A 23,304-nucleotide genomic window follows, 5' to 3' on the forward strand; every position below is an offset into this window, starting at 1 on the left:
CGGATATTTCCGCGCACGCTGCGGCCGTCGACCGGACCATTCGGTTTCACCTGACGCCCGATACCCGAATTGCGCCGTAACTCGCTTATTGCACGTCGACGTGGATAAACTCGGTCCAACTGGACCGTGACACACCGAATCCCCATCGCGAGTTCCATGGGGAATTCGGGTCGCCGGTTCGGTCGGGGACATCACACATCGAAAGGACATTCGTCATGGCTAAACAGGTCTACGTAGAATTGGTCGACGATATCGACGGCGCGCCTATCAAAACAGGTAAAGGCGAGACCATCGGATTCTCGGTGGACGGCGTGGAGTACGAGATCGATCTGGGCGTGAAGAACGCCAAGGAATTCCGCAAACAACTCGACTACTGGGCCGAGCATGCGACCAAGGTCAGCTCGCGCGGCAAGAAGGCGACTGCGAAGAAGTCGTCCGCCACGGCATCGACCGCATCGACCGTTCCGGCACGTGACCCGTTGCAGACCAAGGCAATTCGTGAATGGGCGAACCAGAACGGTTTCACCGTGTCGAGTCGCGGCCGCATTCCCGCAGACGTCGAGCAGGCGTACAACTCCGCTCAGTGATGTGAGCCGCGCCTGGTCACCCACCGACCGACCGCACCGACCGTCAGCACGCACGATCCGGTGACGAGAGCGGTGGTCGGGAGGGTGAATACCAGGGCGGCGCATCCGAGAAGCCCGACGATCTGCAGCACCGGGGAATAACGCCGATCGCTGCCGGATTGGGTGAAGGCCGCGACATTCGCGACGGCGTAGTAGACGAGCACGCCGAACGCGGAGAAACCGATCGCCTCCCGCAGATCGACGGTGAGGACCAGCGCGACGATCACGGCGCACAGGGTCAGTTCCGCAGCGCGTGGCACCGATCGGGACACATCGACGCGTGCCAGATATACCGGCAGATCCCGTTCACGGGCCATCGCCATGGTCGTGCGCGACACCCCGGTGATCAACCCGAGCAGGGCGCCGAGGGACGCTGCGGCAGCTCCGACGCGCACCACGGGATCGGCCCACTGCGCGCCGACCGCGCTCATCGCGGCGGCGACAGGAGCGCTCGACCGCGCCACACCGTCGGCGCCGAGGACGTGCAGAACCATCAGCGCCACGGCCGTGTAGACGACGACCGCACACGCGAGTGCGACGACGATCGCGCGGGGAATGGTGCGAGCCGGGTCGCGCACCTCCTCGCCCAGTGTCGCGATGCGTGCGTACCCGGCGAATGCGAAGAACAGGATTCCCGCCGATTGCAGGATCGCGACCGGTGATCCGGTGAATCCGACGTCGACTCCGGTCGGCCGCCCTGTGGTTCCGACGACGACCGCGACCAGAAGAACAGCCAGCACGATGCCGACGAGAATTCCGGTGACGAAGGCTGTGCGCGTGATTCCGACCAGGTTCACGCACGTCAGAACCACCACGGCGCCGACGGCGACGATGCGTGCGTGGTCGGGCCACGCGTAGGCGCCGAACGTGAGTGCCATCGCCGCGCAGCTGGCCGTCTTCCCCACCACGAAGCCCCACCCGGCGACGAAGCCCCAGAAATCGGACAGACGGGCACGTCCGTAGGCGTAGGTACCACCCGACGTGGGGTAGGCCGCGGCGAGCTGCGCGGAGGAGGTCGCGTTGCAGAATGCGACGACGGCAGCGACGGCGAGCCCGATCAGCAAACCCCTGCCCGCTACGGCAGCGGCCGGCGCGAACGCCGAGAACACCCCGGCGCCGACCCCGCCCTTCGACTGGAACCTAGCCGACTCCGATGACCACCGCGTCGCGGGTTCCCAGCCGTCTCTCGAGTGTCACCTGCGACAGCGTAGGTGTTCTGTGTGGTAACGCGATTTCGATGAATCGTCGTTAACCGAATTCGTGGAAACGCCACGCAGCGACCACAGCGGTGCGTTAGCGTCGTCGACGAACCGAGCCGTCAGGAGCGTCGATGTCCCCCCAGCTTTCCTCCTCGTCAGGACCGACCGACACCCCGTTGCTCGACGAGACGATCGGACAGAACTTCGATCGCACGGTCGAGCGCGTCGGATCCTCCGATGCCCTCGTCGACGTTCCGTCCGGGCGTCGATGGACCTACGCAGAGTTGCAGGCCGACGTGAACGTCGTCGCCGCCGGACTGATCACGCGTGGCATCGGCCACGGTGACCGCGTCGCCATCTGGGCACCGAACTGTCCCGAGTGGACGATCACGCAGTATGCGACGGCCAAGATCGGCGCCGTGCTGGTCACCGTCAATCCTGCGTATCGGGCGCACGAGCTGCAGTACGTGCTCGATCAGTCCGGCGCGTCCATGCTGGTCGCGGTCCGCGCGCACGCCACCTCCGACTACGCCGGCATGATCGACACGGTCCGGGGAGAGTGCCCGACGCTGCAGAACGTGGTGTACATCGGGACCTCCGACTGGGAGGACCTGACCGAGGCGGGAGCCGCCGCCGGACGCGACGCCCTCATCGAGCGAGCCGGCCATCTCGCACCCGACGACGCGATCAACATCCAGTACACCTCGGGCACAACGGGATTCCCGAAGGGTGCGACGCTGAGCCATCGCAACATCCTCAACAACGGCTTCTTCGTGGGCGAGCTGTGCCATTACACCGATGCTGACTCGGTCTGCATTCCCGTGCCGTTCTACCACTGCTTCGGCATGGTGATGGGCAACCTGGCATGCACGTCGCACGGGTCGACCATGGTCATCCCCGGACCGTCGTTCTCGCCGGCCGCGACGCTGGCGGCCGTGGCCTCGGAGCGATGCACGTCGCTCTACGGTGTGCCTACCATGTTCATCGCCGAACTGGCTGTCCCGGAACTGGACTCGTACGATCTGAGCTCCCTCCGGACGGGAATCATGGCCGGCTCTCCCTGCCCCACCGAAGTGATGAAGCAGGTCATCGACATCATGGGGATGGCCGAGGTGTCCATCTGTTACGGCATGACCGAGACCTCACCGGTGTCGCTGCAGACCCGCTCGGACGACTCGATCGAACAACGCGTGTCCACCGTGGGCCGCGTCGGCCCGCACCTCGAGGTGAAGATCGTCGACCCGGTCACCGGGGAGACGGTTCCGCGCGGGGAGCCGGGGGAGCTGTGCACGCTCGGGTACTCGGTCATGCTCGGGTACTGGGACGATCCCGAGAAGACAGCGGAGGCACTCGACGCCGACAAATGGATGCACACCGGCGACATCGGCACCATGGACGACGACGGCTACGTGGCCATCACCGGACGCATCAAGGACATGGTGATCCGCGGCGGCGAGAACATCTACCCCCGCGAGATCGAGGAATTCCTCTACTCGCATCCCGACATCCTCGACGCCCAGGTCATCGGGGTCCCGGACGAGAAGTACGGCGAGGAACTGATGGCCTGCGTCCGACTGCGTGACGACGCTCCCGTCATGACCGTGGACGACCTCCGGGAGTTCTGCGACGGTCGGATCGCCCGCTACAAGATCCCGCGGTACCTGCGCGTCATGGACGCGTTCCCGATGACGGTCACCGGCAAGATCCGCAAGATCGATCTGCGGCGCGACGCCGAGGAGTTCCTCGCCTGACCTCGGATCAGGACGCGTGGAACAGCATCGTCTCCGCGGTGAGTCCGGGGCCGAAGGCCATGGCGCACCCCGACCCGGTGTCCCCACGCTCGAGCATGTCGGCGAGCACGAACAGCACGGTGGCCGAGGACATGTTGCCGTAGTTGTCCAACACCGAGCGCGACGACGTCAGTGCGTCCGCGTCGAGGTGCAGCGCGCCCTCCACGGCGTCGAGAATCGACCGGCCGCCGGGATGTACCGCCCACAGATCGATCGACGAGGTCTCGGCCCCGTCGAGCACCGTCTTCATGGTGGTCTCGTCCAGCGCTCGCGAGAGCGACCCCGGGACCTTGCCGGACAGGACCATGTCGAAGCCCATGCCGCCGATGCGCCACGTGATCAGGTCGCGGGAGTCCTCGATCATCAACGCGCGGAACGAGTCGATGGCGAGTCCGGTGGGTTCCGCGGTCACCAGGACCGCAGCTGCACCGTCACCGAACACGAGGAACGACAGCATCGTCTCGAGATCGTCCGTCTTCTGCATGTGCAGCGAGCACAGCTCCACACTGACCACCAGGACGCGTGCGGACGGCTCGGACCGGACGATGTGATGCGCGAGCTTGAGACCGTTGATGCCGGCAAAGCACCCCATGAAACCCACCTGCGTGCGCTCGGCCGACGTCGGCACACCGCACTGCTTCATGATCTCGAAATCGATTCCAGGAGTGTAGAACCCGGTGCAGGTCAGAACGATGAGATGAGTGATGTCCGCCGCGGTGTCGCCCAACCCCAGACCGTCCACGGCGCGGACCGCGAGTCCCGGCGCGGTGCGTTCGAACTCCTGCATGCGAGCCTGCGTGTCCACCGCGTTCGGATCGTCGCCGTAGAAGGACGCGATCGACGGGAACGCCGAATACCGATGCGAGATCTGCGCCCGGTCGGCCATTCTGCGGAACAGCAGCTGTTTGCGCCGCAGCGTGAAGGTGCTGTCGGCGTAGGCGACGAAATCGTCGTGCACGTCGTGCTCGGGTACAGCTGTCGAGATCGAGTTGATGTACGCAGTAGTCACTGGTGCCTTTCCTGCAGGGTTGCTCGTCGGGTTCCCTACCGCCTCCCGAGTCAATCACCGGTCGCGGTGTGACGCTGGTCGGACAGAATGGCCGCATGAGAATCGAAGACCGCGCCTGGGTCGAGAACGCCCTCCGCATCGTCGAGGCCGATGCCAACCGCAGCGCCGACACGCACCTGCATCCGTTCCCGCTGCCCGCCGAATGGGGCATCGACCTGTACTTGAAGGACGAGTCCGTACACCCCACCGGCTCGCTGAAGCACCGTCTCGCGCGTTCGCTGTTCCTGTTCGGGCTCGCCAACGGTGACATCGGCCCGCGAACCACGCTGGTCGAGGCCTCGTCCGGGTCCACGGCGGTGTCGGAGGCGTATTTCGCCCGGTTGATCGGTCTCGAATTCGTCGCCGTGATGCCCGCCGCGACCAGCCCCGCGAAGATCAAGCTGATCGAGCGGTACGGCGGCATCTGTCGCCTTGTCGACCATTCCGGCGCCGTGTACGACGTGGCCGAGGACCTGGGCCGCCAGCGAGACTGGTTGTACCTCGATCAGTTCACCAACGCCTCCGTGGTCACCGACTGGCGCGGGAACAACAGCATCGCGGCGTCGATCTTCGACCAGATGGCCCTCGAACGCTTCCCCGTCCCCACCTGGATCGTTGTCGGCGCCGGCACCGGAGGAACCAGCGCCACCATCGGCAGGTACTGCCGGTATCGCCGCGTCGTCACGCGGGTGTGTGTGGTGGACCCGGAAGGCTCCGCGTTCTTCGAGGCCTGGCGGGACGACACCCGTGACGCGGTCGGAACCGGATCACGCATCGAAGGCATCGGGCGGCCTCGCGTCGAGCCGTCGTTCGTTCCCGCGGTCATCGAGCACATGATGCAGATTCCCGACGCCGCCTCCGTCGCGGCCGTTCGCATGCTCGACGACATCACCGGACTGCATGCCGGTGGGTCGACCGGCACGAACCTGATCGGCGCGTTCCGATTGGCCGCGGACATGAAGAAGCGAGGCGAGAAGGGAAGCATCGTCACGTTGCTGTGTGACGGCGGTGAACGGTACGAGGGGACCTACTACGACGATTCCTGGGTAGAGAGCCATGGCATGGACCCGCGGGCGCACCGTGCCCGCATCGACCGTTTCCTGGCGACGGGAGACTGGACGGAGGACGCATGATCAGGCTCTACTCCGATCTACCGACTCGCCGCGCGCGGCAGGTGATCGCCGACGTCGTGGCCGCGGTGTGGACGATCTTCTGGATCCGCACCGGCATGTCGCTGCACGACGCGGTCGCCTCTCTCGCCGCGCCGGGACGTGAGATAGCCGACGCCGGAAGCGGATTGGAGAACAATTTGCGCGCGGCGGGGGAGAAGGTGTCGGGCGTACCGCTCATCGGTGACGACGTCCGCACCCCCTTCGACCGCGCGAGCGACGCCGGTGCCGCGTTGCGGTCGGCGGGCGAGGCGCAGGTCGACGCCGTGCAGACCCTGGCAACGTTCCTCGGTGTCACGATTGCGCTGCTCCCCATCGCGCTCCTGCTGCTCGTGTGGCTCCCTCGGCGTCTCCGCTTCGCACGCCAGGCCACTGCCGCGGCAACGCTGCTGGACTCGGGCGCCGACCTCGACCTGTTCGCGTTACGTGCGTTGACCCGCCGACCGCTGACGGATCTCGCGACGGTGCACGACGATCCCGCGGGAGCGTGGCGGGGCGGCGACACCGACGTCATCAGGGAACTCGCGAGGCTCGAACTGTCCGCGTCGGGCCTGCGCCTCCCGGACTACGCTGCCATCATGGCGACCGACAAGAAGAAGAACGACGAGACCGAACCGAAGGGTGGCCGCCCGGGCCCGTCGGATCAGGGTGGTGCCGGCGGCATGGCGACGCGCGAGAACGCCCCCGAGGTTGCCGATGCCGAGGCCCGCGAGGGCGCAGACTAGGTTTCGGTCGACGTATCGGGGCTTTCGTTCGGGGGAAACATGTCACGCAGTCGCATCGGAATCGTCCTTATGGCGGCAGTCGCCGCGGTCGTGCTGACGGGTGGAAGTGCCACGGCCGCGCCCACTCCCGAGGTGTACGTCGCACTGGGTGACTCCTTCGCCGCGGGTAGTGGCATCGCGCCGCAGACACCGTCGGGAATCTGCGGTCGATCCGGCGTCAACTACCCCAGTCTCCTCGCACGTGACCTGCAGATCCCGGTGGTCCGGGACGTGACGTGCGGGTCGGCCGAGTCCGCGAACCTCGCCGGACCGCAGCGCGGGCCGGGCGGCATCGCCGAACCGCAGTACGACGCTCTGAGCGCGGACACGACGCTGGTCACCGTCGGCATCGGGGGCAACGACATACAGCTGGTGCAACTGGCCGCGCGCTGCATCGCGCTGCCCCTCAGCGCGCCGTGCGCCACGCTTGCCGACGACACCTACCCCTCGCGTATCGACGCCTTCGCCGCCACCTACGACACGGTGCTCGACGAGGTTGCTCGCCGGGCCCCGGCCGCGCGCGTCCTCATGGTCGGGTACCCGACCGGCATCAGACCCGGCGGTTGCCCCGATCGTCAGCCCGTCCGGCCCACCGATGCGACCTACCTGCAGGCACGCATCGACCAGCTGAACGACGTCATGGAGGCCGCGGCCGATCGGCACGGCGCCACCTACGTCGATCTCGCCGAGTCCTCGCGTGACCACGACGTGTGTGCCGAGGACAGCTGGATGGTCGGCATCGTTCCGACCTCCCTCGACGCGTTCGTCCCCCTGCATCCGACGGCGGCGGGTCACGCGAACGCCGCGCGGCAGATCGAGGCCGTGCTGCGCTGAGTGCACCCGCGATGCGCCCGCCGAGGACCCCTCACTGGTCATCGTGCTCATCGCGGCTGCTTTCTCTTGCGCACAGTGACAGTCGGTGCTTGTGTGATGTGACACACAGCTTCACACGACGTGCACTCACGAGGAGCATCCGCCATGTCCACGGTCAAGACCTTCCTGCTTCCCGACCTCGGTGAGGGACTCGCCGACGCCGAACTGCTCGCGTGGTCCGTCGACATCGGCGACACCGTCACCTTGAACCAGACCATCGCCGAGGTGGAGACCGCGAAGGCATCGGTCGAACTGCCGTCTCCCTACGCCGGCGTCGTCGTCGCACGGCATGCGGAGGAGGGCACGACCGTCGACGTGGGCGCACCGTTCCTCGACATCGAGGTGCCGTCCACCGACACGGTCGACGTCCCTGTTCCCGCCCCTGCAGATCCACCGGCAGATCCCCCGAAGCGCACACCCGTTCTGGTCGGCTACGGCGTCGCGGAAGAGTCGTCGTCACGCCGGCCGCTCGCGGCCCCGCCTGTCCGTAAGGAGGCGCGTGATCGCGGCATCGACCTGTCCACGATCGTCCCGACGGGTTCCCACGGTGACGTGACCCGCGCCGACCTCGCGTCGTCGCGACTCGACGAGGACCGCACGCCGATCAAGGGCGTGCGTAAGCACACGGCCGAGGCGATGGTGCGCAGCGCGTTCACCGCGCCGCACGTGACCGAGTTCGTCACCGTCGACGTCACCCCGACGATGGAGCTGCTCGAGCAGCTGAAGAGCAGCCCGCTGCTCGCCGACGTCCGCGTCACACCGCTCGCGCTCGTCGCGAAGGCACTCCTCATCGCTGTGCGTGAGCACCCCAGCCTCAACTCGCACTGGGACGAGGCAGCCGACGAGATCGTCACCAAGAAGTACGTCAACCTGGGCATCGCCGCGGCGACTCCGCGCGGACTCATGGTGCCCAACGTCAAGAACGCGCACGCTCTCGGTTTCCGGGATCTCTGCGCCGCCCTCGCGGACCTCACGTCCGTCGCCAAGGAGGGAAAGACCGGTCCGGCCGACCTCGCAAACGGCACGATCACGATCACCAACATCGGGGTGTTCGGCATCGACTCCGGCACCCCGATCCTCACGCCCGGCGAGGCGGCGATCCTGTGCTTCGGAGCGATCCGTCGTCAGCCGTGGGAATACCGAGGTGAGGTCGCGTTGCGACACGTCACGACGCTGAGCCTGTCGTTCGACCACCGACTCGTCGACGGCGAGCAGGGCTCGAAGTTCCTGTCGACGGTCGCGACGCTGCTGTCGGATCCGGTGGGGTTCACGGCCCTGGGATAGTGGGGAGGTGACCACCATTCACCACGCCACCGTTCGCGACGTCGATCCCGTTGCGCTATACCGCATCCTGCAGTTGCGCACCGAGGTGTTCATCCACGAGCAAGGCATCGTGGGCGACCAGGAGATCGACGGCCGTGACCTCGAACCGACCACCACGCTCTTCTGGGCGGAGGACGACGGGCGCGTCGTCTCGACTCTGCGTCTGCTGCAGGACGAGCTTCCCGCCCACCTCGGCCGCGTCGCCACCGCGACGTCCGCTCGCGGTCGGAGGGTCGCGGCCGAGGTGATGCGCGCCGCCATGGAGTACGCCGGTACCGACATCGCCATCTCCGCGCAGGCTTACCTCGAGCAGTGGTACGGCCGATTCGGTTTCGTCCGTACCGGCGCGAACTACATCGAGGCGGGCATAGACCACGTGCCGATGCTGTTCACCCGGGCATGATCATCGACCTCTCCGGCAAGACTGCCCTCGTGACCGGTTCGACCCAGGGCATCGGCTACGCCATCGCGGCCGGCCTCGCGCGCAGCGGGGCAACGGTGCTGGTGAACGGCAGAACCGACGCCTCGGTCGGCGCGGCCATCGAGCGACTGACCGCGGAGGTCGTCGACGGCACCTTCGTCGCCGCGCCCGCCGACGTCGGAACCGAATCGGGGTCGCGATCCCTGACCGACGCGCATCCCCGGGTCGACATCCTGGTCAACAACCTCGGAATCTTCGGCGCGCAGCCGGCTCTCGAGATCGACGACGACGAATGGCGTCGCTACTTCGAGATCAACGTCCTCGCTGCCGTGCGCCTCATCCGCGCCTACCTGCCGTCGATGAAGGACGCCGGATGGGGACGCGTGCTCAGCATCGCCAGCGACTCGGCCGTCGTCGTTCCCACCGAGATGATCCACTACGGCATGACGAAGACGGCGCTGCTGTCCGTCTCCCGCGGATTCGCCAAGGACGCCGCCGGGTCCGGGGTGACGGTCAACTCGGTCATGGCCGGTCCGACCCACACGGGGGGAGTGGAGACCTTCGTGCGCGAGCTGGTCGGCGACGACCTCCCGTGGGACGAGGCCCAGCACGAGTTCATGGTGAAGTACCGCCCGCAGAGCCTGATCCAGCGACTGATCGAGCCCGAGGAGATCGCGAACATGGTGGTCTACCTGAGTTCTCCGCTGGCGTCCGCGACCACGGGCGGGGCACTACGTGTCGACGGTGGTTACGTGGACTCGATCCTCCCCTGAGTCGCGTCGCCGTCCGAGGACGGCCACTCCGCCAACTCGGCTGCCACCCGCGCGGTGCTGTCCAGGAACGTCCGCAGGGTCGCGTCGGGGTTCTCCGACTGCCGGACCACCGAGTACGGGAGGACGAATTCGCCGAGCGCGGTGTCGAAATAGGCGGCCTCGGGTTCGACTGTCGCAGTGTCGAATCCGTCGGGCTGGGGGTAGGCGTAGGAGTAGAAGATGCCCTCCGATGCGCCTCCTGGCCAGTAGCCGGCGCTCGAGACCTCGTCGCTGTAGGCCTCGTGCATCACCCAGTCCGGGCAGTTCGGCACGCCGCCGGGGTGCTGCGCCGCGCGTCGACCCGAGAAGCGGGTCACCGCGAGATCGAAAGCACCCCAGAAGAAGTGGGACGGGCTCGTCTTGCCGCGGAAGTCACCGCGGAACGCCGAGAACACCCTGTCGGCGGACACCAGCGACATCCAGTACCGGTGCATCGCGTCGGCGTCGTAGCTGCTGTGCACCGTGTCTTCCGCGAACGGGATCGCCGGGTCGACCTCGACGGGTGATCCCATGATCGTCACCTCGATCCCGAGGGCGCGCAGATGCTCGAACAGTTCGTCGTGGAAGCTCGCCACGGTGCGCGCCCGCAGTTCCAGCTCCCGGGAGGTGCCCTGCGTCGTCGCGACGATCAGCCGGTGACAGACGAAGTCGAACCTGATCTCCACACCCATGGTGCGGTACGGCATCAACGACGTCGTCAGTCCGGTCGCGTCGACGTAGAAGGTGACGTTCCACCAGTGGTTGACGTGCGGCGACAATGCCATCCGCACCTTTCCGACGATCTGTGTCCACATGTGCACGGTGTCGCGTGTGTCCTGCCAGGAGGCGACGTCGAGCTCGGGCCAGGGTTCGAACTCTGGTGACACGGGCGTCCTTTCCGAGAAGATTCTGCGATCACGGTGGACGATATCCCCATGACGACGATTGCTCCCCTCGGTCTGCACCACGTCACCGCCATCGCCTCCGATCCCGGCCGGAACGTCGAGTTCTACACGCGAGTGCTCGGCCTCCGGTTGGTGAAGCAGACGGTGAACTTCGACGACCCCGGCACGTACCACCTGTACTACGGCGACGAGCACGGGAGCCCGTCGTCCCTGATCACCTTCTTCCCGTGGAAGGACGTCGAGCGAGGGCGGCAAGGAACGGGTCTGGCCACCTCGACCGCGTTCAGCGTGCCGGGGTCGTCATTGTCCTTCTGGCACGACCGTCTCCGAGCGATGAACGTCCGCGTCGACGATCCGGTCACGCGGGGCGACGACGAGGTACTGCGCCTGTACGACCACGACGGGATGGTCCTCGACCTCGTCGCGTCCGACGGGGACACCCGCTCCGGCTGGGACGGCGTGGGATCGATCCCCGCGGAACACGCGGTGCGCGGACTGCACTCGGTGACGCTGACCGAGAAGACGCTCGACGCCACGGCCGAACTCCTCACCGGACGCATGAGCATGACCGTCGCGAGCGAAGCGTCGGGCAGCGCGCGGTTCGCGATGTCGTCGGGCGGCGCCGGCGCACTGGTCGACGTCGCCGCCGACCGCGCCGACAAAGGCCTGCAAGCAGGCGGAACAGTCCACCACGTGGCCTTCCGCGCACCCGATCACGAGACGCTGACGGCGTGGCGCGCCGAGCTGCTCGACAGCGGCGCGCATGTCACGGAGATCCTCGACCGGCAGTACTTCCAGTCGATCTACTTCCGCGAACCCGGCGGCGTCCTGTTCGAGATCGCGACGGAGGCCCCCGGCTTCGACGTCGACGAGCCGCTCCTCGAACTCGGCAAGTCGCTCAAACTGCCGCCGTGGCTCGAACCGACGCGGGAACAGATCCAGCAGAACCTGCCGGCGCTGCCCCCGAGCGACGAGTCGTGACCTGGACCGAGGTGACCGACAGCGACCAGCTGACGGCGATGTACGGCACCCCGTCCTTCCGCGCCGCGCACAAGGACCGTCCGAGGCTTCATCCGCTCGATCGGGACTTCCTCGCGGCGTCGCCGTTCTGCCTGGTGGCGACCGCCGACGACACCGGGCGGTGCGACGTCTCCCCGAAAGGCGACCCGGCGGGCTCGCTGGTCCACGTCCTCGACGACGCGACCATCGCGTTGGCGGAGAGGCCGGGCAACAAGCGCATGGACGGCTACCGCAACGTCCTGCTCAACCCGTTCGTCGGCCTCGACTTCCTGGTGCCCGGCCGAGGCGACACCCTGCGCATCAACGGCCGCGCGCGCCTGATCTCGGATGCACCGTTCTTCGACGACCTCGTCGTCAAGGGGCACCGGCCGATCCTGTGTCTGGTCGTCGACATCGAGCAGATCTTCCACCACTGCGCGAAGGCGTTCATGCGCTCGCGGCTGTGGGAACCCGAGACGTGGAACCCGTCCGTTCTTCCCACGGTGGCCGAGATGACGAAGATCCTGATCCCGGAGTCCCCCGAATCCCTCGACCAGCTCCGGGAGTACTACGGGCCCGCGTACGAGGAGTCGCTGTACCGGTCCTAGATTTCCGTCACGGGGGTATGGTTCGCCTCGTGGCGAATGCGACGCTGTCGGTGCTGGTCTACAGCAGTCACGCCCGCACGCGCGACGCCGTCCACGGCGCTCTGGGCCGGCGTCCACACCCCGACCTCCCCGAAATCGAGTACCTCGACGTCGCTACCGCGCCCGTCGTCCTCGAGCGGTTGGACCGCGGCGGCGTCGACCTGGTCATCCTCGACGGCGAATCCGCTCCCGTCGGCGGCATGGGGCTGGCCAAGCAGCTGCGCGACGAGATCGACCCATGTCCACCACTTCTCGTGATCACCGGCCGCCCCGACGACGCGTGGCTCGCCACGTGGTCGCGCGCCGACGCGTCGGTCACGCATCCGATCGACCCGCTCGAACTCTCGCGCGCCGTGGTGTCGCTGCTCCGCCCTCCTGCCTGAGGTCACCGATCCGTTGCGATTGTCGTGACAACGCTCGAAATCAGACCCATCGCGCCGTCGAACGTCCTACTGTGTGGCACAGGTCACTTCCACTGATGGTTTCGACTCCCTCGGGAGCCGACACGACAGGCAGGAGTTCGAGCGGCATGAATGCTTATGTGCCAGTCCTCGTACTCGGTGTGATCGCTGTCGCCTTCGCCGTGTTCTCGGTCTTCGTCGCGTCCGCGGTGGGCCCGAAGCGCTACAACCGCGCCAAACTCGATGCCTACGAATGCGGCGTCGAGCCCACACCGCAGCATCCGGGTGGTGGCCGCTTTCCGGTCAAGTTCTACCTCACCGCAATGCTTTTCATCATTTTCGACATCGAGATCGTGTTCCTCTACCCGTGGGCTGTGCACTTCGAGGCGCTGGGCGTCTTCGGCTTGGCTGCGATGGCCCTCTTCATCGTCAACGTTTCCGTCGCCTACGCATACGAGTGGCGTCGTGGAGGTCTCAGCTGGGACTGATCCACACGTCGTGGAAGAAGTGATCGAATGGGATTGGAAGAGAAGCTGCCGAGCGGCTTCCTGCTGACCACTGTCGAAGGACTGGCCGGCTTCGCGCGCAAAGGGTCCCTGTGGCCCGCGACGTTCGGGCTGGCCTGCTGCGCCATCGAGATGATGTCCACCACGTCGGGCCGCTTCGATCTGGCACGGTTCGGGATGGAAGCGTTCCGAGCCTCACCCCGCCAAGCCGATCTGATGATCGTCGCCGGACGCGTCAGCCAGAAGATGGCTCCCGTCCTGCGGCAGGTGTACGACCAGATGGCGGAGCCCAAATGGGTTCTGGCCATGGGTGTCTGCGCATCGTCGGGCGGCATGTTCAACAACTACGCCATCGTCCAGGGCGTCGATCACGTGGTCCCGGTCGACATCTATCTCCCCGGTTGCCCGCCGCGGCCGGAGATGCTGATCAACGCCATCCTGCAACTGCACGCCTCCATCCAGGCGATGCCACTCGGTGTCGACCGGGTCCGTGCGATCGCCGAGACCGAGAAGGCTGCACTGGCCTCACCGTCCGTCATCGACGCGAAGACGCTGTTCCGATGAGCACCCGGGGGCCGCGAGGCATGTTCGGCGTCCGCGGATCGGGCGACGTGTCCGGGTACGGCCGACTGGCACCGCCGAAACCCCGACACGACACCGCAACTCGACCTTTCGACGGTTCCTTCGAGGACGTCGCCGTGGCACTCGACCGGGCGCTGGGCGGGCACCTGTCCGACGCCGTGGAACGAGCCGTCGTCCACCGCGGCGAACTCACCTTCCACATCGCGCGGACCCACCTTCCGTCCGTAGCCTCGGCGTTGCGCGACGACGCGGCTCTGCGCTACGAACTCTGTCTCGGAGTCAGCGGGGTGCATCGTCCCGACGACGCTGGTCGTGAACTGCACGCCGTGTACCACCTGCAGTCCATCACCCACGGACGCCGACTGCGTCTCGAAGTGTCGGTACCCGAGTCGGATCCGCACATTCCCTCCCTGTGCGGCATCTATCCCACCACCGACTGGCACGAGCGCGAGACGTACGACTTCTTCGGCATCGAATTCGACGGCCACCCGTCGTTGACACGTATACAGATGCCGGACGACTGGGCGGGTCACCCGCAGCGCAAGGACTATCCACTGGGCGGCATCCCCGTCGAATTCAAGGGCGCGCAGATTCCTCCCCCCGATCAGCGCAGGTCGTACAACTGATGACACTCGAGAAGGATCACGACACACCGACCGTCTACACCGCGTCGGGACAGGACTGGGACGAGATCGTCGATCTGGCCGGCACCGCCGGTGAGGAGCGCATCGTCGTCAACATGGGTCCCCAGCACCCGTCGACGCACGGAGTGCTGCGCCTGATCCTCGAGATCGAGGGCGAAACGGTGACCGAGGCGCGGTGCGGAATCGGTTACCTGCACACCGGTATCGAGAAGAACCTGGAGTACCGAAACTGGACTCAGGGCGTCACCTACGTGACACGGATGGACTACCTGTCGCCGTTCTTCAACGAGACCGCGTACTGCCTGGGCGTCGAGAAGTTGCTGGGGATCACCGACGACATTCCCGAGCGCGCGACGGTGGTGCGTGTCCTGCTGATGGAGCTCAATCGAATCTCCTCGCACCTGGTGGCGCTGGCGACCGGCGGCATGGAACTCGGCGCCGTCACCGCCATGCTGTTCGGCTTCCGGGAGCGGGAACTGATCCTCGACATCTTCGAGACGATCACGGGCCTGCGGATGAACCACGCCTTCATCCGTCCCGGCGGACTGGCCATGGACCTTCCGGACGACGCGGTGCCCAAGATCCGGGATCTGCTGACGCTGTTGCCGGTTCGACTGCGGGACATGGGCGCGATGCTCGACGACAACCCCATCTGGAAGGGACGGACCCGCGGCATCGGTTTCCTCGATCTGACGGGGTGCATGGCGCTCGGAGTGACCGGCCCCGTTCTCCGCGCCACCGGACTGCCGCACGACCTACGGCGCGCGGAGCCGTACTGCGGGTACGAGAACTACGAGTTCGACGTGATCACCGAGCAGGAAAGTGACTGCTACGCCCGCTATCTCATCCGTGTCGACGAGATGACGGAGTCACTGAAGATCGTCGAGCAGTGCCTGGACGCCCTGCGACCGGGGCCCGTGATGATCTCGGACAAGAAGATCGCATGGCCGGCGGATCTGGTCTCCGAATCCGACGGATTGGGCAACTCCCGCGAACACGTCGCGAAGATCATGGACGGGTCCATGGAATCGCTCATCCACCATTTCAAGCTGGTGACCGAGGGAATCCGCGTGCCCGAGGGTCAGGTGTACGTGGCCGTCGAGTCGCCACGCGGCGAGTTGGGCGTACACATGGTGTCCGACGGCGGCTCGAGACCGTACCGGGTCCATTTCCGCGATCCGTCGTTCACCAACCTGCAGGCAGTGGCCGCGATGTGCGAGGGAGGCATGGTGTCCGATGTCATCGCCTCGGTGGCCAGCATCGATCCGGTCATGGGTGGGGTGGATCGATGAGCAGCGGGAAGGCCGGAGGCCGGCCGGAATCGAGCGGGAAGGCCGGAGGCCGGCCGGAATCGAGCATGCACGAACCGGTGTTCGTGGCGTTCGGGCCGAAGCCGGAGGAACGGGTTCAGCTGGTGCAGCCGGGTGCCCGACGCAGCTATCCCGACGCGGTGCTGGGCCGACTCACTCGTGATGCGGCGGAGATCATCGCGCGCTATCCCCACCCGCGGTCGGCCATCATCCCGATCCTCCATCTCCTGCAGGCCGAGGACGGCTATCTCACTCCCGCGGCGATCGACTTCTGTTCCGCCACCCTGTCGTTGACGGGGGCCGAGGTCGCGGCGGTGGCGACGTTCTATTCGATGTACCGACGCGAACCCACCGCGAACTACCTCGTCGGGGTCTGCACCAACACGTTGTGCGCGGTGATGGGCGGCGACGCCATCTACGACGCGCTGACCGAGCACCTCGACGGCGACGATGCGATCACCCTCGAGCACATCGAGTGCAATGCCGCCTGCGATTACGCGCCGGTGGTGATGGTCAACTGGGAATTCTTCGACAACCAGACGCCCGAGTCGGCGCGAACACTCGTCGACGATCTGCGGTCGGGCGCTCCCGTGACACCGACACGCGGCGCGACTCTGTGTACGTTCCGCGAGACGTCGCGCATTCTCGCCGGGTTCCCCGATCCTCGACCGGGCGCCGGGGGCACCGCCACCGCGGGACCGGCCACCCTGGCCGGCCTGACGATCGCCCGCGAACGGGGAATGGCAGCACCCTCGACGGACGACCGCCGAGCCGAGGTGCCCGCGCCGGACGCGGCAGCGGTGCCCACCGATTCCACCCGCGACAAGCCGGCGCCCGCACCGTCCGCCGACGTTCCGAAGGGACCACGGCCGTGACGCTGACCCCCGTGCTGAGCCGCTACTGGGACGAACCCGAGTCCTGGACTCTGGAGACCTATCTCCGACACGGAGGTTACGACGGCCTGCGGGCGGCGCTGTCCTCCGCGCCCGACGAGGTGATCGCCACCGTCAAGGAGTCTGGTCTGCGCGGCCGCGGTGGCGCCGGATTCCCGACGGGCATGAAGTGGAGTTTCATCCCGCAGGACGGTCCGACACCCGCGGACCAGACAGTGCCGCACTATCTGGTGGTCAACGCGGACGAGTCGGAGCCCGGCACGTGCAAGGACATGCCGCTGCTGATGGCCACTCCGCACGTGCTGGTCGAGGGCATCATCATCGCCGCGTACGCCATCCGGTCCACGCGCGCCTTCATCTATCTCCGCGGCGAGGTGGTTCCGGTGCTCCGGCGACTGCAGACCGCGGTCGCGGAGGCGTACGACGCCGGGTACCTGGGCAGGGACATCCAGGGGTCGGGCTTCGATCTCGACCTCGTCGTCCATGCCGGCGCCGGTGCCTACATCTGCGGCGAGGAGACCGCCCTTCTCGATTCGCTCGAGGGGCGACGCGGCCAGCCCCGGCTGCGGCCGCCCTTCCCCGCGGTGGCCGGCCTCTACGCAAGTCCGACCGTCGTCAACAATGTGGAATCCATTGCGAGCGTGCCGTCCATTCTGGCGAACGGGACGCAGTGGTTCCGGTCGATGGGGAGCGAGAAGTCGCCCGGGTTCACGCTGTATTCCCTCTCGGGGCACGTGACCACGCCCGGCCAGTACGAGGCCCCTCTCGGAATCACGTTGCGCGAGTTGCTCGATCTCGCGGGCGGTGTGCGCGCCGGTCATCGTCTGAAGTTCTGGACTCCCGGTGGATCGTCGACGCCGATCTTCACCGACGAGCACCTCGACGTACCCCTGGACTACGAGGGCGTCAGCGCCGCCGGGTCCATGTTGGGAACCAAGGCTCTGCAGATCTTCGACGAGACCACGTGCGTGGTCCGCGCCGTGCGGCGGTGGAGCGAGTTCTACGCCCACGAGTCCTGCGGCAAGTGCACCCCGTGCCGTGAGGGCACGTACTGGTTGGTGCAGATCCTGGCACGGCTCGAGAACGGCACCGGGTCGGAGGGCGATCTGCAGAAGCTGCTCGACGTCGCGGACAGCATCCTCGGAAAGTCGTTCTGCGCCTTGGGCGACGGTGCCGCCAGTCCCATCGTGTCCTCGATCGCGCATTTCCGTGACGAGTACGTCGCCCATGTCGAGCAGGGCGGATGCCCGTTCGACCCGCATCTCTCCACCCTGATGGCAGGTGAGTACGCGTGACCGCAGTACAGCAAAGCACGGTGGACATCACGATCGACGGCGTGCCCATGACGGTTCCGAGGGGCACGTTGGTCATTCGTGCCGCCGAGATGCTGGGCATTCAGATCCCCCGGTTCTGCGACCACCCGCTCCTCGACCCGGTCGGAGCGTGCCGGCAGTGCCTCGTCGACGTCGAAGGTCAGCGGAAACCGTTGGCGTCGTGCACCACCACCGTCTCCGACGGCATGATCGTCAGGACGCAGCACAGCTCGGAGATCGCCGAGAAGGCGCAGCGCGGTGTCATGGAACTGCTCCTGATCAACCATCCCCTCGACTGCCCCGTCTGCGACAAGGGCGGCGAGTGCCCCCTGCAGAACCAGGCCATGTCCGCCGGGCGCACGGAGTCCCGCTTCACCGAGACCAAACGCACCTACCCCAAACCCGTTCCGCTGTCGACGGAAGTCCTGCTCGACCGGGAGCGCTGCGTCCTGTGCGCCCGGTGCACGCGCTTCTCCGAGCAGATCGCGGGGGACCCCTTCATCGATCTACTCGAACGCGGTGCGCTGCAACAGGTCGGGATCTACGGGGCCGAGCCGTTCGAGTCGTACTTCTCCGGCAACACCGTGCAGATCTGCCCGGTCGGGGCGTTGACCAACACCGCCTACCGCTTCCGCGCCCGCCCCTTCGACCTGGTGTCGACGCCCAGTGTCTGCGAGCACTGCGCCAGCGGGTGTTCCCAGCGCACCGATCACCGTCGCGGCAAGGTCGTCCGAAGGCTGGCCGGGGACGATCCCGAGACCAACGAGGAATGGACCTGCGACAAGGGCCGGTGGGCGTTCGCCTACGGCACCCTCCCGGACCGTCTGACCACGCCGCTGGTGCGCCGCGCCGGCGGTGACCTCGAGCCGGCCTCGTGGCCGGAAGCGTTGGCCGTCGCGGCCCGCGGACTGGCCGGCGCGAGGGGAGATGCCGGCGTCCTCACCGGCGGACGCCTCACCGTCGAGGACGCCTACGCCTACAGCAAGTTCGCTCGGATCGCTCTGCACAGCAACGACATCGACTTCCGCGCGCGATCACTGTCCGAGGAGGAGACCGACTTCCTCACCGCTCGGGTCGCCGGTCGCGACATGGCAGTGACCTACTCGTCCCTCGAGGCGGCGCCGACCGTACTGCTCGTCTGTGTCGAGCCGGAGGAGGAGAGTCCGATCGTCTTCCTCCGCCTGCGCAAAGCCGTCCGACGCGGTGGTACTCGCGTCGTCACGCTCGCCCCGTTCACCTCGGCCGGCTCCCGCAAGATGTCGGCCGACGTCCTGCAGACGGTCCCCGGCCGCGAGGCCGCCGTGCTCGACACCCTCGGGACCGAGATCGTCACCGGCGACACCGTCGTTCTGGTCGGTGAGCGTGCCGCCACCAGTCCCGGCGCACTGGCCGCCGTCGTCCGGCTCTCGGAACGGACCGGCGCTCGTCTCGCGTGGATTCCCCGCCGCGCAGGAGACCGCGGGGCGCTCGAGGCAGGGGCGCTTCCCACACTTCTGCACGGCGGGCGGCGTGTCGACGACGAGGATGCGCGGCGGGCCGTCGCAACCTCGTGGAACGCGCTCGATCTCCCCGAGCGTCCGGGTCGCGATGCAGCTGCGATGCTCGCCGGGTCCCTCGGTGCCCTGGTCATCGCGGGTGTCGATCCGGACGACTTCCCCGACCCGGCGGCAGCCCGGGCAGGGCTGGAACGCGCACGGTTCGTCGTCGCACTCGACATCCGCTCGAGTTCGGTCACCGCCATGGCCGACGTGGTGTTCCCCGTCGCCTCCGTCTCCGAGAAGTCCGGCTCATTTCTCGACTGGGAAGGACGCCGGAAGACGTTCGAGGCCGCACTTCCCACCCCGTCCAGGATGTCCGACCTCCGCGTGCTCGATGCGCTGGCCGCGGAGATGGGCGTGTACCTCGGACTTCCGGATGCGGCGTCGGCCCGTCGGGAACTGGATGCGGCCGGGTACGCGCCGCGCGACTCGCACGTCGCCGCTCCGCCGCCCGTGCCGTCCGTGACCCTCGGGTCGGATTCGGCGGTGCTGGCGGGCTGGCACATGTTGCTCGACTCGGGTCGCCTGCAGGACGGGGAGGACGATCTCGCGGGTACGGCACGCACCCCCGTGGTCCGACTCTCCCCGAGTGCCGCCTCGGCTATCGGCGCCGCCGACGGTGACCCCGTCACCGTGTCCACGGCCTCGGGTGCGATCACCCTGCCGCTCCTGGTCACCGCGATGCCCGACCAGGTCGTCTGGCTCCCCCTGAATTCAGGACCGTCGCGCGTCGGTGTCGAACTCGGGGTCTCACCGGGCGCGACCGTCTCGATCGTCGCCGGAGGAGTCCGATGACCACGCCGACCGATCTGTCGATGTTCGGGCTCGACCCGCTGTGGCTCGTGGTGGCCAAGGCGCTCGCCGTCTTCGGATTCCTCGTGCTGACCCCGCTGATCGCGATCTACGTCGAGCGCAAGGTCATGGCGTGGATGCAGATGCGCATCGGTCCCAACCGCACCGGACCGCGGGGCATGCTGCAGAGCCTTGCCGACGGCATCAAGCTGGCGCTCAAGGAAGGCATCATCCCGAAGGGCGTCGATCGGCCCATCTACCTGCTGGCGCCGGTCATCTCGGTCGTTCCCGCGTTCATGGCCTTCGCCGTCATCCCGTTCGGTCCGACCGTCTCGATCTTCGGCCACATCACCCCACTGCAGCTGACCGACATGCCCGTCGCGGTCCTCTACCTCCTGGCCGTGACCTCGATCGGTGTGTACGGGATCGTGCTCGCCGGATGGTCGTCGGGGTCGACGTATCCGCTGCTGGGAGCGTTGCGGTCGACCGCGCAGGTGATCTCGTACGAGGTCGCGATGGGACTCAGTTTCGCTGCCGTCTTCCTGTACGCGGGCACCATGTCGACGTCGGGCATCATCGCCTCGCAGGAACGCCTGTGGTTCGTGGTCATGCTGCTGCCGTCGTTCCTCGTCTACGTCACCTCGATGGTCGGGGAGACCAACCGCGCACCCTTCGATCTGCCGGAGGCAGAAGGCGAACTGGTGGGCGGATTCCACACGGAGTACTCGTCGCTGCGCTTCGCCATGTTCATGCTGGCGGAGTACGTCAACATGGTCACCGTGTCCGCGCTCGCGACCACCCTGTTCCTCGGAGGATGGCGCGCACCGTTCCCGATCAGTCTGTGGGACGGTGCGAATCAAGGATGGTGGCCCGTCCTCTGGTTCACGATCAAGGTGTGGGGATTCCTGTTCGTCTTCATCTGGCTGCGCAGCACGCTGCCGAGGCTGCGCTACGACCAGTTCATGAACTTCGGGTGGAAGGTTCTGATCCCGGCCGCCCTGCTGTGGATCCTGGTCATCGCCGGCGTGCGGATTCTGCTGGTCGACTCACCGCACATCCGGCCGGTCACCGTGGTCGCATCGCTCGTCTACACCGCCGCCCTGGTCGCCGTCCTGACCAGGACGCTGCGACGCGGTCGGCTCGAGCGCACTGTCTCGGACTCAGAGAACACCGCGCCGGCCGATCCTCTCGCCGGTGGCTTCCCCGTACCGCCGCTTCCCGCTCGAAAAACTCGCCCCACTGCGAAGGAGACCACCGATGCCTGAATTCCTCGGTCCCGTAGCCGGTTTCGGTGTCACCTTCGCGACGATGTTCAAGAAGGCCGAGACCGAGTCGTATCCGGAGGAGAAGGTTCCCACGGCGACGCGCTACCACGGGCGGCATCAGCTCAACCGGTACGCGGACGGACTCGAGAAGTGCATCGGATGCGAACTGTGCGCCTGGGCGTGCCCCGCCGATGCGATCTACGTCGAGGGAGCCGACAACACCGAAACCGAAAGATTCTCTCCCGGCGAGCGATACGGCCGCGTCTACCAGATCAACTATCTCCGGTGCATCGGCTGCGGGCTCTGCATCGAGGCGTGCCCGACGCGAGCCCTGACCATGACCAACGAGTACGAGATGTGCGACGACAACCGCGCCGATCTCATCTACGAGAAGACGGACCTGCTGGCCTCGCTCACCGAGGGCATGGACGCACCACCCCACGCGATGGCCGAGGGCGCGTCCGACGAGGACTACTACCGCGGCACCGTCACCGCCCGACGGGACGGCGACCGATGATCGTGTCGACGTCGGAAGCCGTCGCCTTCTGGATCCTCGCGCCTCTCGCCCTCATCGGCGGGATCGGCGTCGTCGCCTCGGCCAAGGCCGTGTACTCGGCACTCTTCCTCGCCTCGACCATGGTCGTCCTCGCGATCTTCTACATCATGCAGGGCGCGGTCTTCCTCGGCGTCGTGCAAATCGTCGTCTACACCGGTGCCGTGATGATGCTGTTCCTGTTCGTGCTGATGCTCGTCGGTGTCGACTCGTCCGATTCACTGGTCGAGACGCTGCGCGGACAGCGCGTCGCCGCCATCGTCGTCGGACTGGGCTTCGGCATCCTCCTGATCGGCGGCCTCGGCAACGCGTCGCTCTCCGACTTCCAGGGGTTCACCGCCGCATCTCCGCCGAACGTCGAGGGTCTCGCCGAGTTGGTCTTCGTGCGCTACGTGTGGGCCTTCGAACTGACCGGCGCCCTGCTGATCACCGCGACGATCGGCGCCATGGTGCTCACCCACCGCGACGCGATCGGCCGCACCAGAACGCAGAAGGAGTTGTCGCAGGACCGCTTCCGACTCGGAGCGCGAGTGACTCCGCTGCCGAGCCCCGGCGTCTTCGCCCGACACAACGGCGTCGACATCCCCGCCCGGCTACCCGGGGGAGCACCGGCCGCCGACTCCGTGAGCCGACAGTTCCGCGAGGACCGGCCATGAATCCCGAGTACTACCTGTACCTGTCGGCGGCTCTGTTCACGATCGGCGCTGCCGGAGTGCTGCTGCGGCGCAACGCGATCGTCGTCTTCATGTGTGTCGAGCTGATGCTCAATGCGTCGAATCTGGCGTTCGTCACGTTCTCGCGGATGCACGGCGGACTCGACGGCCAGGTCTTCGCCTTCTTCACGATGGTCGTCGCCGCCGCGGAAGTGGTCGTCGGACTCGCCATCATCATGGCCATCTTCCGATCCCGTCGATCAGTCTCGGTCGACGACGACAGTCTGCTGAAGTACTGA

The 23,304-nt window shown here is 66.9% G+C and carries 24 protein-coding genes and 1 pseudogene; 22 read left to right on the forward strand and 3 right to left on the reverse strand.

Annotated features, from left to right (window positions below):
• Window positions 1–215: 215 nt before the first annotated feature.
• Window positions 216–587 carry a histone-like nucleoid-structuring protein Lsr2 gene (locus RU01_RS19915; RefSeq protein ID WP_042576292.1) on the forward strand — a complete coding sequence of 124 codons (372 nt, stop codon included), beginning with the start codon at window positions 216–218 and terminating at the stop codon, window positions 585–587.
• Here the strand turns inward: RU01_RS19915 and RU01_RS19920 are convergent.
• Window positions 581–1,859 (reverse strand): annotated as a pseudogene (locus tag RU01_RS19920) (APC family permease). The gene RU01_RS19915 and the pseudogene RU01_RS19920 overlap by 7 nt on opposite strands.
• 97 nt (window positions 1,860–1,956) lie before the next feature.
• Between RU01_RS19920 and RU01_RS19925 the strand changes: the two are divergent.
• Window positions 1,957–3,576 (forward strand): AMP-binding protein, encoded by a 1,620-nt coding sequence (locus RU01_RS19925; protein WP_042576293.1) that lies wholly within the window; start codon window positions 1,957–1,959, stop codon window positions 3,574–3,576.
• A 7-nt stretch (window positions 3,577–3,583) separates the two neighbouring features.
• Here the strand turns inward: RU01_RS19925 and RU01_RS19930 are convergent, their stop codons facing one another.
• Entirely contained in the window at window positions 3,584–4,624 is a 1,041-nt protein-coding gene (locus tag RU01_RS19930; RefSeq protein ID WP_042576294.1) for a type III polyketide synthase, read from the reverse strand.
• 95 nt (window positions 4,625–4,719) lie between these two features.
• Here RU01_RS19930 and RU01_RS19935 point away from each other — a divergent pair, with 95 nt between their 5' ends.
• From RU01_RS19935 to RU01_RS19960, 6 genes are all read left to right on the forward strand, one after another.
• Window positions 4,720–5,796: a PLP-dependent cysteine synthase family protein gene (locus tag RU01_RS19935; protein ID WP_042576295.1), complete on the forward strand. Its 1,077-nt coding sequence runs from the start codon at window positions 4,720–4,722 to the stop codon at window positions 5,794–5,796.
• Window positions 5,793–6,557, forward strand: coding sequence for a hypothetical protein (locus RU01_RS19940; RefSeq protein ID WP_197074837.1), 765 nt, complete (start codon window positions 5,793–5,795; stop codon window positions 6,555–6,557). Before RU01_RS19935 ends, RU01_RS19940 begins: the two co-directional genes overlap by 4 nt.
• A gap of 39 nt (window positions 6,558–6,596) precedes the next feature.
• Complete coding sequence (locus RU01_RS19945; RefSeq protein ID WP_197074830.1) at window positions 6,597–7,430, forward strand: SGNH/GDSL hydrolase family protein; 834 nt, start codon at window positions 6,597–6,599, stop codon at window positions 7,428–7,430.
• Window positions 7,431–7,574: 144 nt separating this feature from the next.
• Entirely contained in the window at window positions 7,575–8,753 is a 1,179-nt protein-coding gene (locus tag RU01_RS19950; RefSeq protein WP_042576296.1) for a dihydrolipoamide acetyltransferase family protein, read from the forward strand.
• A 7-nt stretch (window positions 8,754–8,760) separates the two neighbouring features.
• Window positions 8,761–9,195, forward strand: a complete 435-nt coding sequence (locus RU01_RS19955) for a GNAT family N-acetyltransferase (RefSeq protein WP_042576297.1) — start codon at window positions 8,761–8,763, stop codon at window positions 9,193–9,195.
• On the forward strand, window positions 9,192–9,986 hold the full coding sequence (locus RU01_RS19960; RefSeq protein WP_042576298.1) for an SDR family NAD(P)-dependent oxidoreductase: 795 nt from the start codon (window positions 9,192–9,194) through the stop codon (window positions 9,984–9,986). Before RU01_RS19955 ends, RU01_RS19960 begins: the two co-directional genes overlap by 4 nt.
• Here the strand turns inward: RU01_RS19960 and RU01_RS19965 are convergent.
• Window positions 9,962–10,891, reverse strand: coding sequence for a DUF5996 family protein (locus RU01_RS19965; protein ID WP_042576299.1), 930 nt, complete (start codon window positions 10,889–10,891; stop codon window positions 9,962–9,964). The genes RU01_RS19960 and RU01_RS19965 overlap by 25 nt on opposite strands.
• Window positions 10,892–10,939: 48 nt before the next feature.
• Between RU01_RS19965 and RU01_RS19970 the strand changes: the two genes are divergently transcribed.
• The 14 genes from RU01_RS19970 to nuoK all read left to right on the forward strand — a co-directional run bounded on the left by RU01_RS19970 (window position 10,940) and on the right by nuoK (window position 23,304).
• A complete protein-coding gene (locus tag RU01_RS19970) occupies window positions 10,940–11,890 on the forward strand; it encodes a ring-cleaving dioxygenase (protein ID WP_042576300.1) in 951 nt (316 codons plus the stop codon).
• Entirely contained in the window at window positions 11,887–12,516 is a 630-nt protein-coding gene (locus RU01_RS19975; protein WP_042576301.1) for an MSMEG_1061 family FMN-dependent PPOX-type flavoprotein, read from the forward strand. The genes RU01_RS19970 and RU01_RS19975 overlap by 4 nt, the downstream gene beginning before the upstream one ends.
• A gap of 17 nt (window positions 12,517–12,533) precedes the next feature.
• Window positions 12,534–12,938, forward strand: coding sequence for an Rv3143 family two-component system response regulator (locus tag RU01_RS19980; RefSeq protein ID WP_042576302.1), 405 nt, complete (start codon window positions 12,534–12,536; stop codon window positions 12,936–12,938).
• Between the two features lie 146 nt (window positions 12,939–13,084).
• Complete coding sequence (locus tag RU01_RS19985; RefSeq protein WP_042576303.1) at window positions 13,085–13,444, forward strand: NADH-quinone oxidoreductase subunit A; 360 nt, start codon at window positions 13,085–13,087, stop codon at window positions 13,442–13,444.
• Window positions 13,445–13,471: 27 nt separating this feature from the next.
• Window positions 13,472–14,026: a NuoB/complex I 20 kDa subunit family protein gene (locus RU01_RS19990; protein ID WP_042576304.1), complete on the forward strand. Its 555-nt coding sequence runs from the start codon at window positions 13,472–13,474 to the stop codon at window positions 14,024–14,026.
• The gene (locus tag RU01_RS19995; protein WP_042576305.1) at window positions 14,023–14,670 is read left to right on the forward strand and encodes an NADH-quinone oxidoreductase subunit C; all 648 of its coding nucleotides are present in this window, start codon (window positions 14,023–14,025) and stop codon (window positions 14,668–14,670) included. The genes RU01_RS19990 and RU01_RS19995 overlap by 4 nt, the downstream gene beginning before the upstream one ends.
• The gene (nuoD, locus tag RU01_RS20000; protein WP_042576306.1) at window positions 14,670–15,980 is read left to right on the forward strand and encodes an NADH dehydrogenase (quinone) subunit D; all 1,311 of its coding nucleotides are present in this window, start codon (window positions 14,670–14,672) and stop codon (window positions 15,978–15,980) included. The genes RU01_RS19995 and nuoD overlap by 1 nt, the downstream gene beginning before the upstream one ends.
• A 65-nt stretch (window positions 15,981–16,045) precedes the next feature.
• Entirely contained in the window at window positions 16,046–16,873 is an 828-nt protein-coding gene (nuoE, locus tag RU01_RS20005; protein WP_052493383.1) for an NADH-quinone oxidoreductase subunit NuoE, read from the forward strand.
• Window positions 16,870–18,186 (forward strand): NADH-quinone oxidoreductase subunit NuoF, encoded by a 1,317-nt coding sequence (gene nuoF, locus RU01_RS20010; protein ID WP_042576308.1) that lies wholly within the window; start codon window positions 16,870–16,872, stop codon window positions 18,184–18,186. The genes nuoE and nuoF overlap by 4 nt, the downstream gene beginning before the upstream one ends.
• Window positions 18,183–20,537 carry an NADH-quinone oxidoreductase subunit G gene (locus tag RU01_RS20015; RefSeq protein WP_269430160.1) on the forward strand — a complete coding sequence of 785 codons (2,355 nt, stop codon included), beginning with the start codon at window positions 18,183–18,185 and terminating at the stop codon, window positions 20,535–20,537. Before nuoF ends, RU01_RS20015 begins: the two co-directional genes overlap by 4 nt.
• Window positions 20,534–21,799, forward strand: coding sequence for an NADH-quinone oxidoreductase subunit NuoH (gene nuoH, locus RU01_RS20020; protein ID WP_042576309.1), 1,266 nt, complete (start codon window positions 20,534–20,536; stop codon window positions 21,797–21,799). Before RU01_RS20015 ends, nuoH begins: the two co-directional genes overlap by 4 nt.
• The gene (gene nuoI / locus RU01_RS20025) at window positions 21,792–22,316 is read left to right on the forward strand and encodes an NADH-quinone oxidoreductase subunit NuoI (protein WP_042576310.1); all 525 of its coding nucleotides are present in this window, start codon (window positions 21,792–21,794) and stop codon (window positions 22,314–22,316) included. Before nuoH ends, nuoI begins: the two co-directional genes overlap by 8 nt.
• A complete protein-coding gene (locus RU01_RS20030) occupies window positions 22,313–23,008 on the forward strand; it encodes an NADH-quinone oxidoreductase subunit J (protein ID WP_042576311.1) in 696 nt (231 codons plus the stop codon). Before nuoI ends, RU01_RS20030 begins: the two co-directional genes overlap by 4 nt.
• Window positions 23,005–23,304 (forward strand): NADH-quinone oxidoreductase subunit NuoK, encoded by a 300-nt coding sequence (nuoK, locus tag RU01_RS20035; RefSeq protein WP_042576312.1) that lies wholly within the window; start codon window positions 23,005–23,007, stop codon window positions 23,302–23,304. Before RU01_RS20030 ends, nuoK begins: the two co-directional genes overlap by 4 nt.

It is taken from the genome of Rhodococcus sp. MEB064, from assembly GCF_000834565.1.
Lineage (GTDB): Bacteria > Actinomycetota > Actinomycetes > Mycobacteriales > Mycobacteriaceae > Rhodococcoides.

What these genes read in the sequence shown, in the direction of transcription:
- RU01_RS19915 (WP_042576292.1), top strand. Translation starts at nt 216, where the DNA reads ATGGCTAAACAGGTCTACGTAGAATTGGTCGACGATATCGACGGCGCG.
- RU01_RS19925 (WP_042576293.1), top strand. Translation starts at nt 1,957, where the DNA reads ATGTCCCCCCAGCTTTCCTCCTCGTCAGGACCGACCGACACCCCGTTG.
- RU01_RS19935 (WP_042576295.1), top strand. Translation starts at nt 4,720, where the DNA reads ATGAGAATCGAAGACCGCGCCTGGGTCGAGAACGCCCTCCGCATCGTC.
- RU01_RS19940 (WP_197074837.1), top strand. Translation starts at nt 5,793, where the DNA reads ATGATCAGGCTCTACTCCGATCTACCGACTCGCCGCGCGCGGCAGGTG.
- RU01_RS19945 (WP_197074830.1), top strand. Translation starts at nt 6,597, where the DNA reads ATGTCACGCAGTCGCATCGGAATCGTCCTTATGGCGGCAGTCGCCGCG.
- RU01_RS19950 (WP_042576296.1), top strand. Translation starts at nt 7,575, where the DNA reads ATGTCCACGGTCAAGACCTTCCTGCTTCCCGACCTCGGTGAGGGACTC.
- RU01_RS19960 (WP_042576298.1), top strand. Translation starts at nt 9,192, where the DNA reads ATGATCATCGACCTCTCCGGCAAGACTGCCCTCGTGACCGGTTCGACC.
- RU01_RS19970 (WP_042576300.1), top strand. Translation starts at nt 10,940, where the DNA reads ATGACGACGATTGCTCCCCTCGGTCTGCACCACGTCACCGCCATCGCC.
- RU01_RS19980 (WP_042576302.1), top strand. Translation starts at nt 12,534, where the DNA reads ATGGTTCGCCTCGTGGCGAATGCGACGCTGTCGGTGCTGGTCTACAGC.
- RU01_RS19985 (WP_042576303.1), top strand. Translation starts at nt 13,085, where the DNA reads ATGAATGCTTATGTGCCAGTCCTCGTACTCGGTGTGATCGCTGTCGCC.
- RU01_RS19990 (WP_042576304.1), top strand. Translation starts at nt 13,472, where the DNA reads ATGGGATTGGAAGAGAAGCTGCCGAGCGGCTTCCTGCTGACCACTGTC.
- RU01_RS19995 (WP_042576305.1), top strand. Translation starts at nt 14,023, where the DNA reads ATGAGCACCCGGGGGCCGCGAGGCATGTTCGGCGTCCGCGGATCGGGC.
- nuoD (WP_042576306.1), top strand. Translation starts at nt 14,670, where the DNA reads ATGACACTCGAGAAGGATCACGACACACCGACCGTCTACACCGCGTCG.
- nuoE (WP_052493383.1), top strand. Translation starts at nt 16,046, where the DNA reads ATGCACGAACCGGTGTTCGTGGCGTTCGGGCCGAAGCCGGAGGAACGG.
- nuoH (WP_042576309.1), top strand. Translation starts at nt 20,534, where the DNA reads ATGACCACGCCGACCGATCTGTCGATGTTCGGGCTCGACCCGCTGTGG.
- nuoI (WP_042576310.1), top strand. Translation starts at nt 21,792, where the DNA reads ATGCCTGAATTCCTCGGTCCCGTAGCCGGTTTCGGTGTCACCTTCGCG.
- RU01_RS20030 (WP_042576311.1), top strand. Translation starts at nt 22,313, where the DNA reads ATGATCGTGTCGACGTCGGAAGCCGTCGCCTTCTGGATCCTCGCGCCT.
- nuoK (WP_042576312.1), top strand. Translation starts at nt 23,005, where the DNA reads ATGAATCCCGAGTACTACCTGTACCTGTCGGCGGCTCTGTTCACGATC.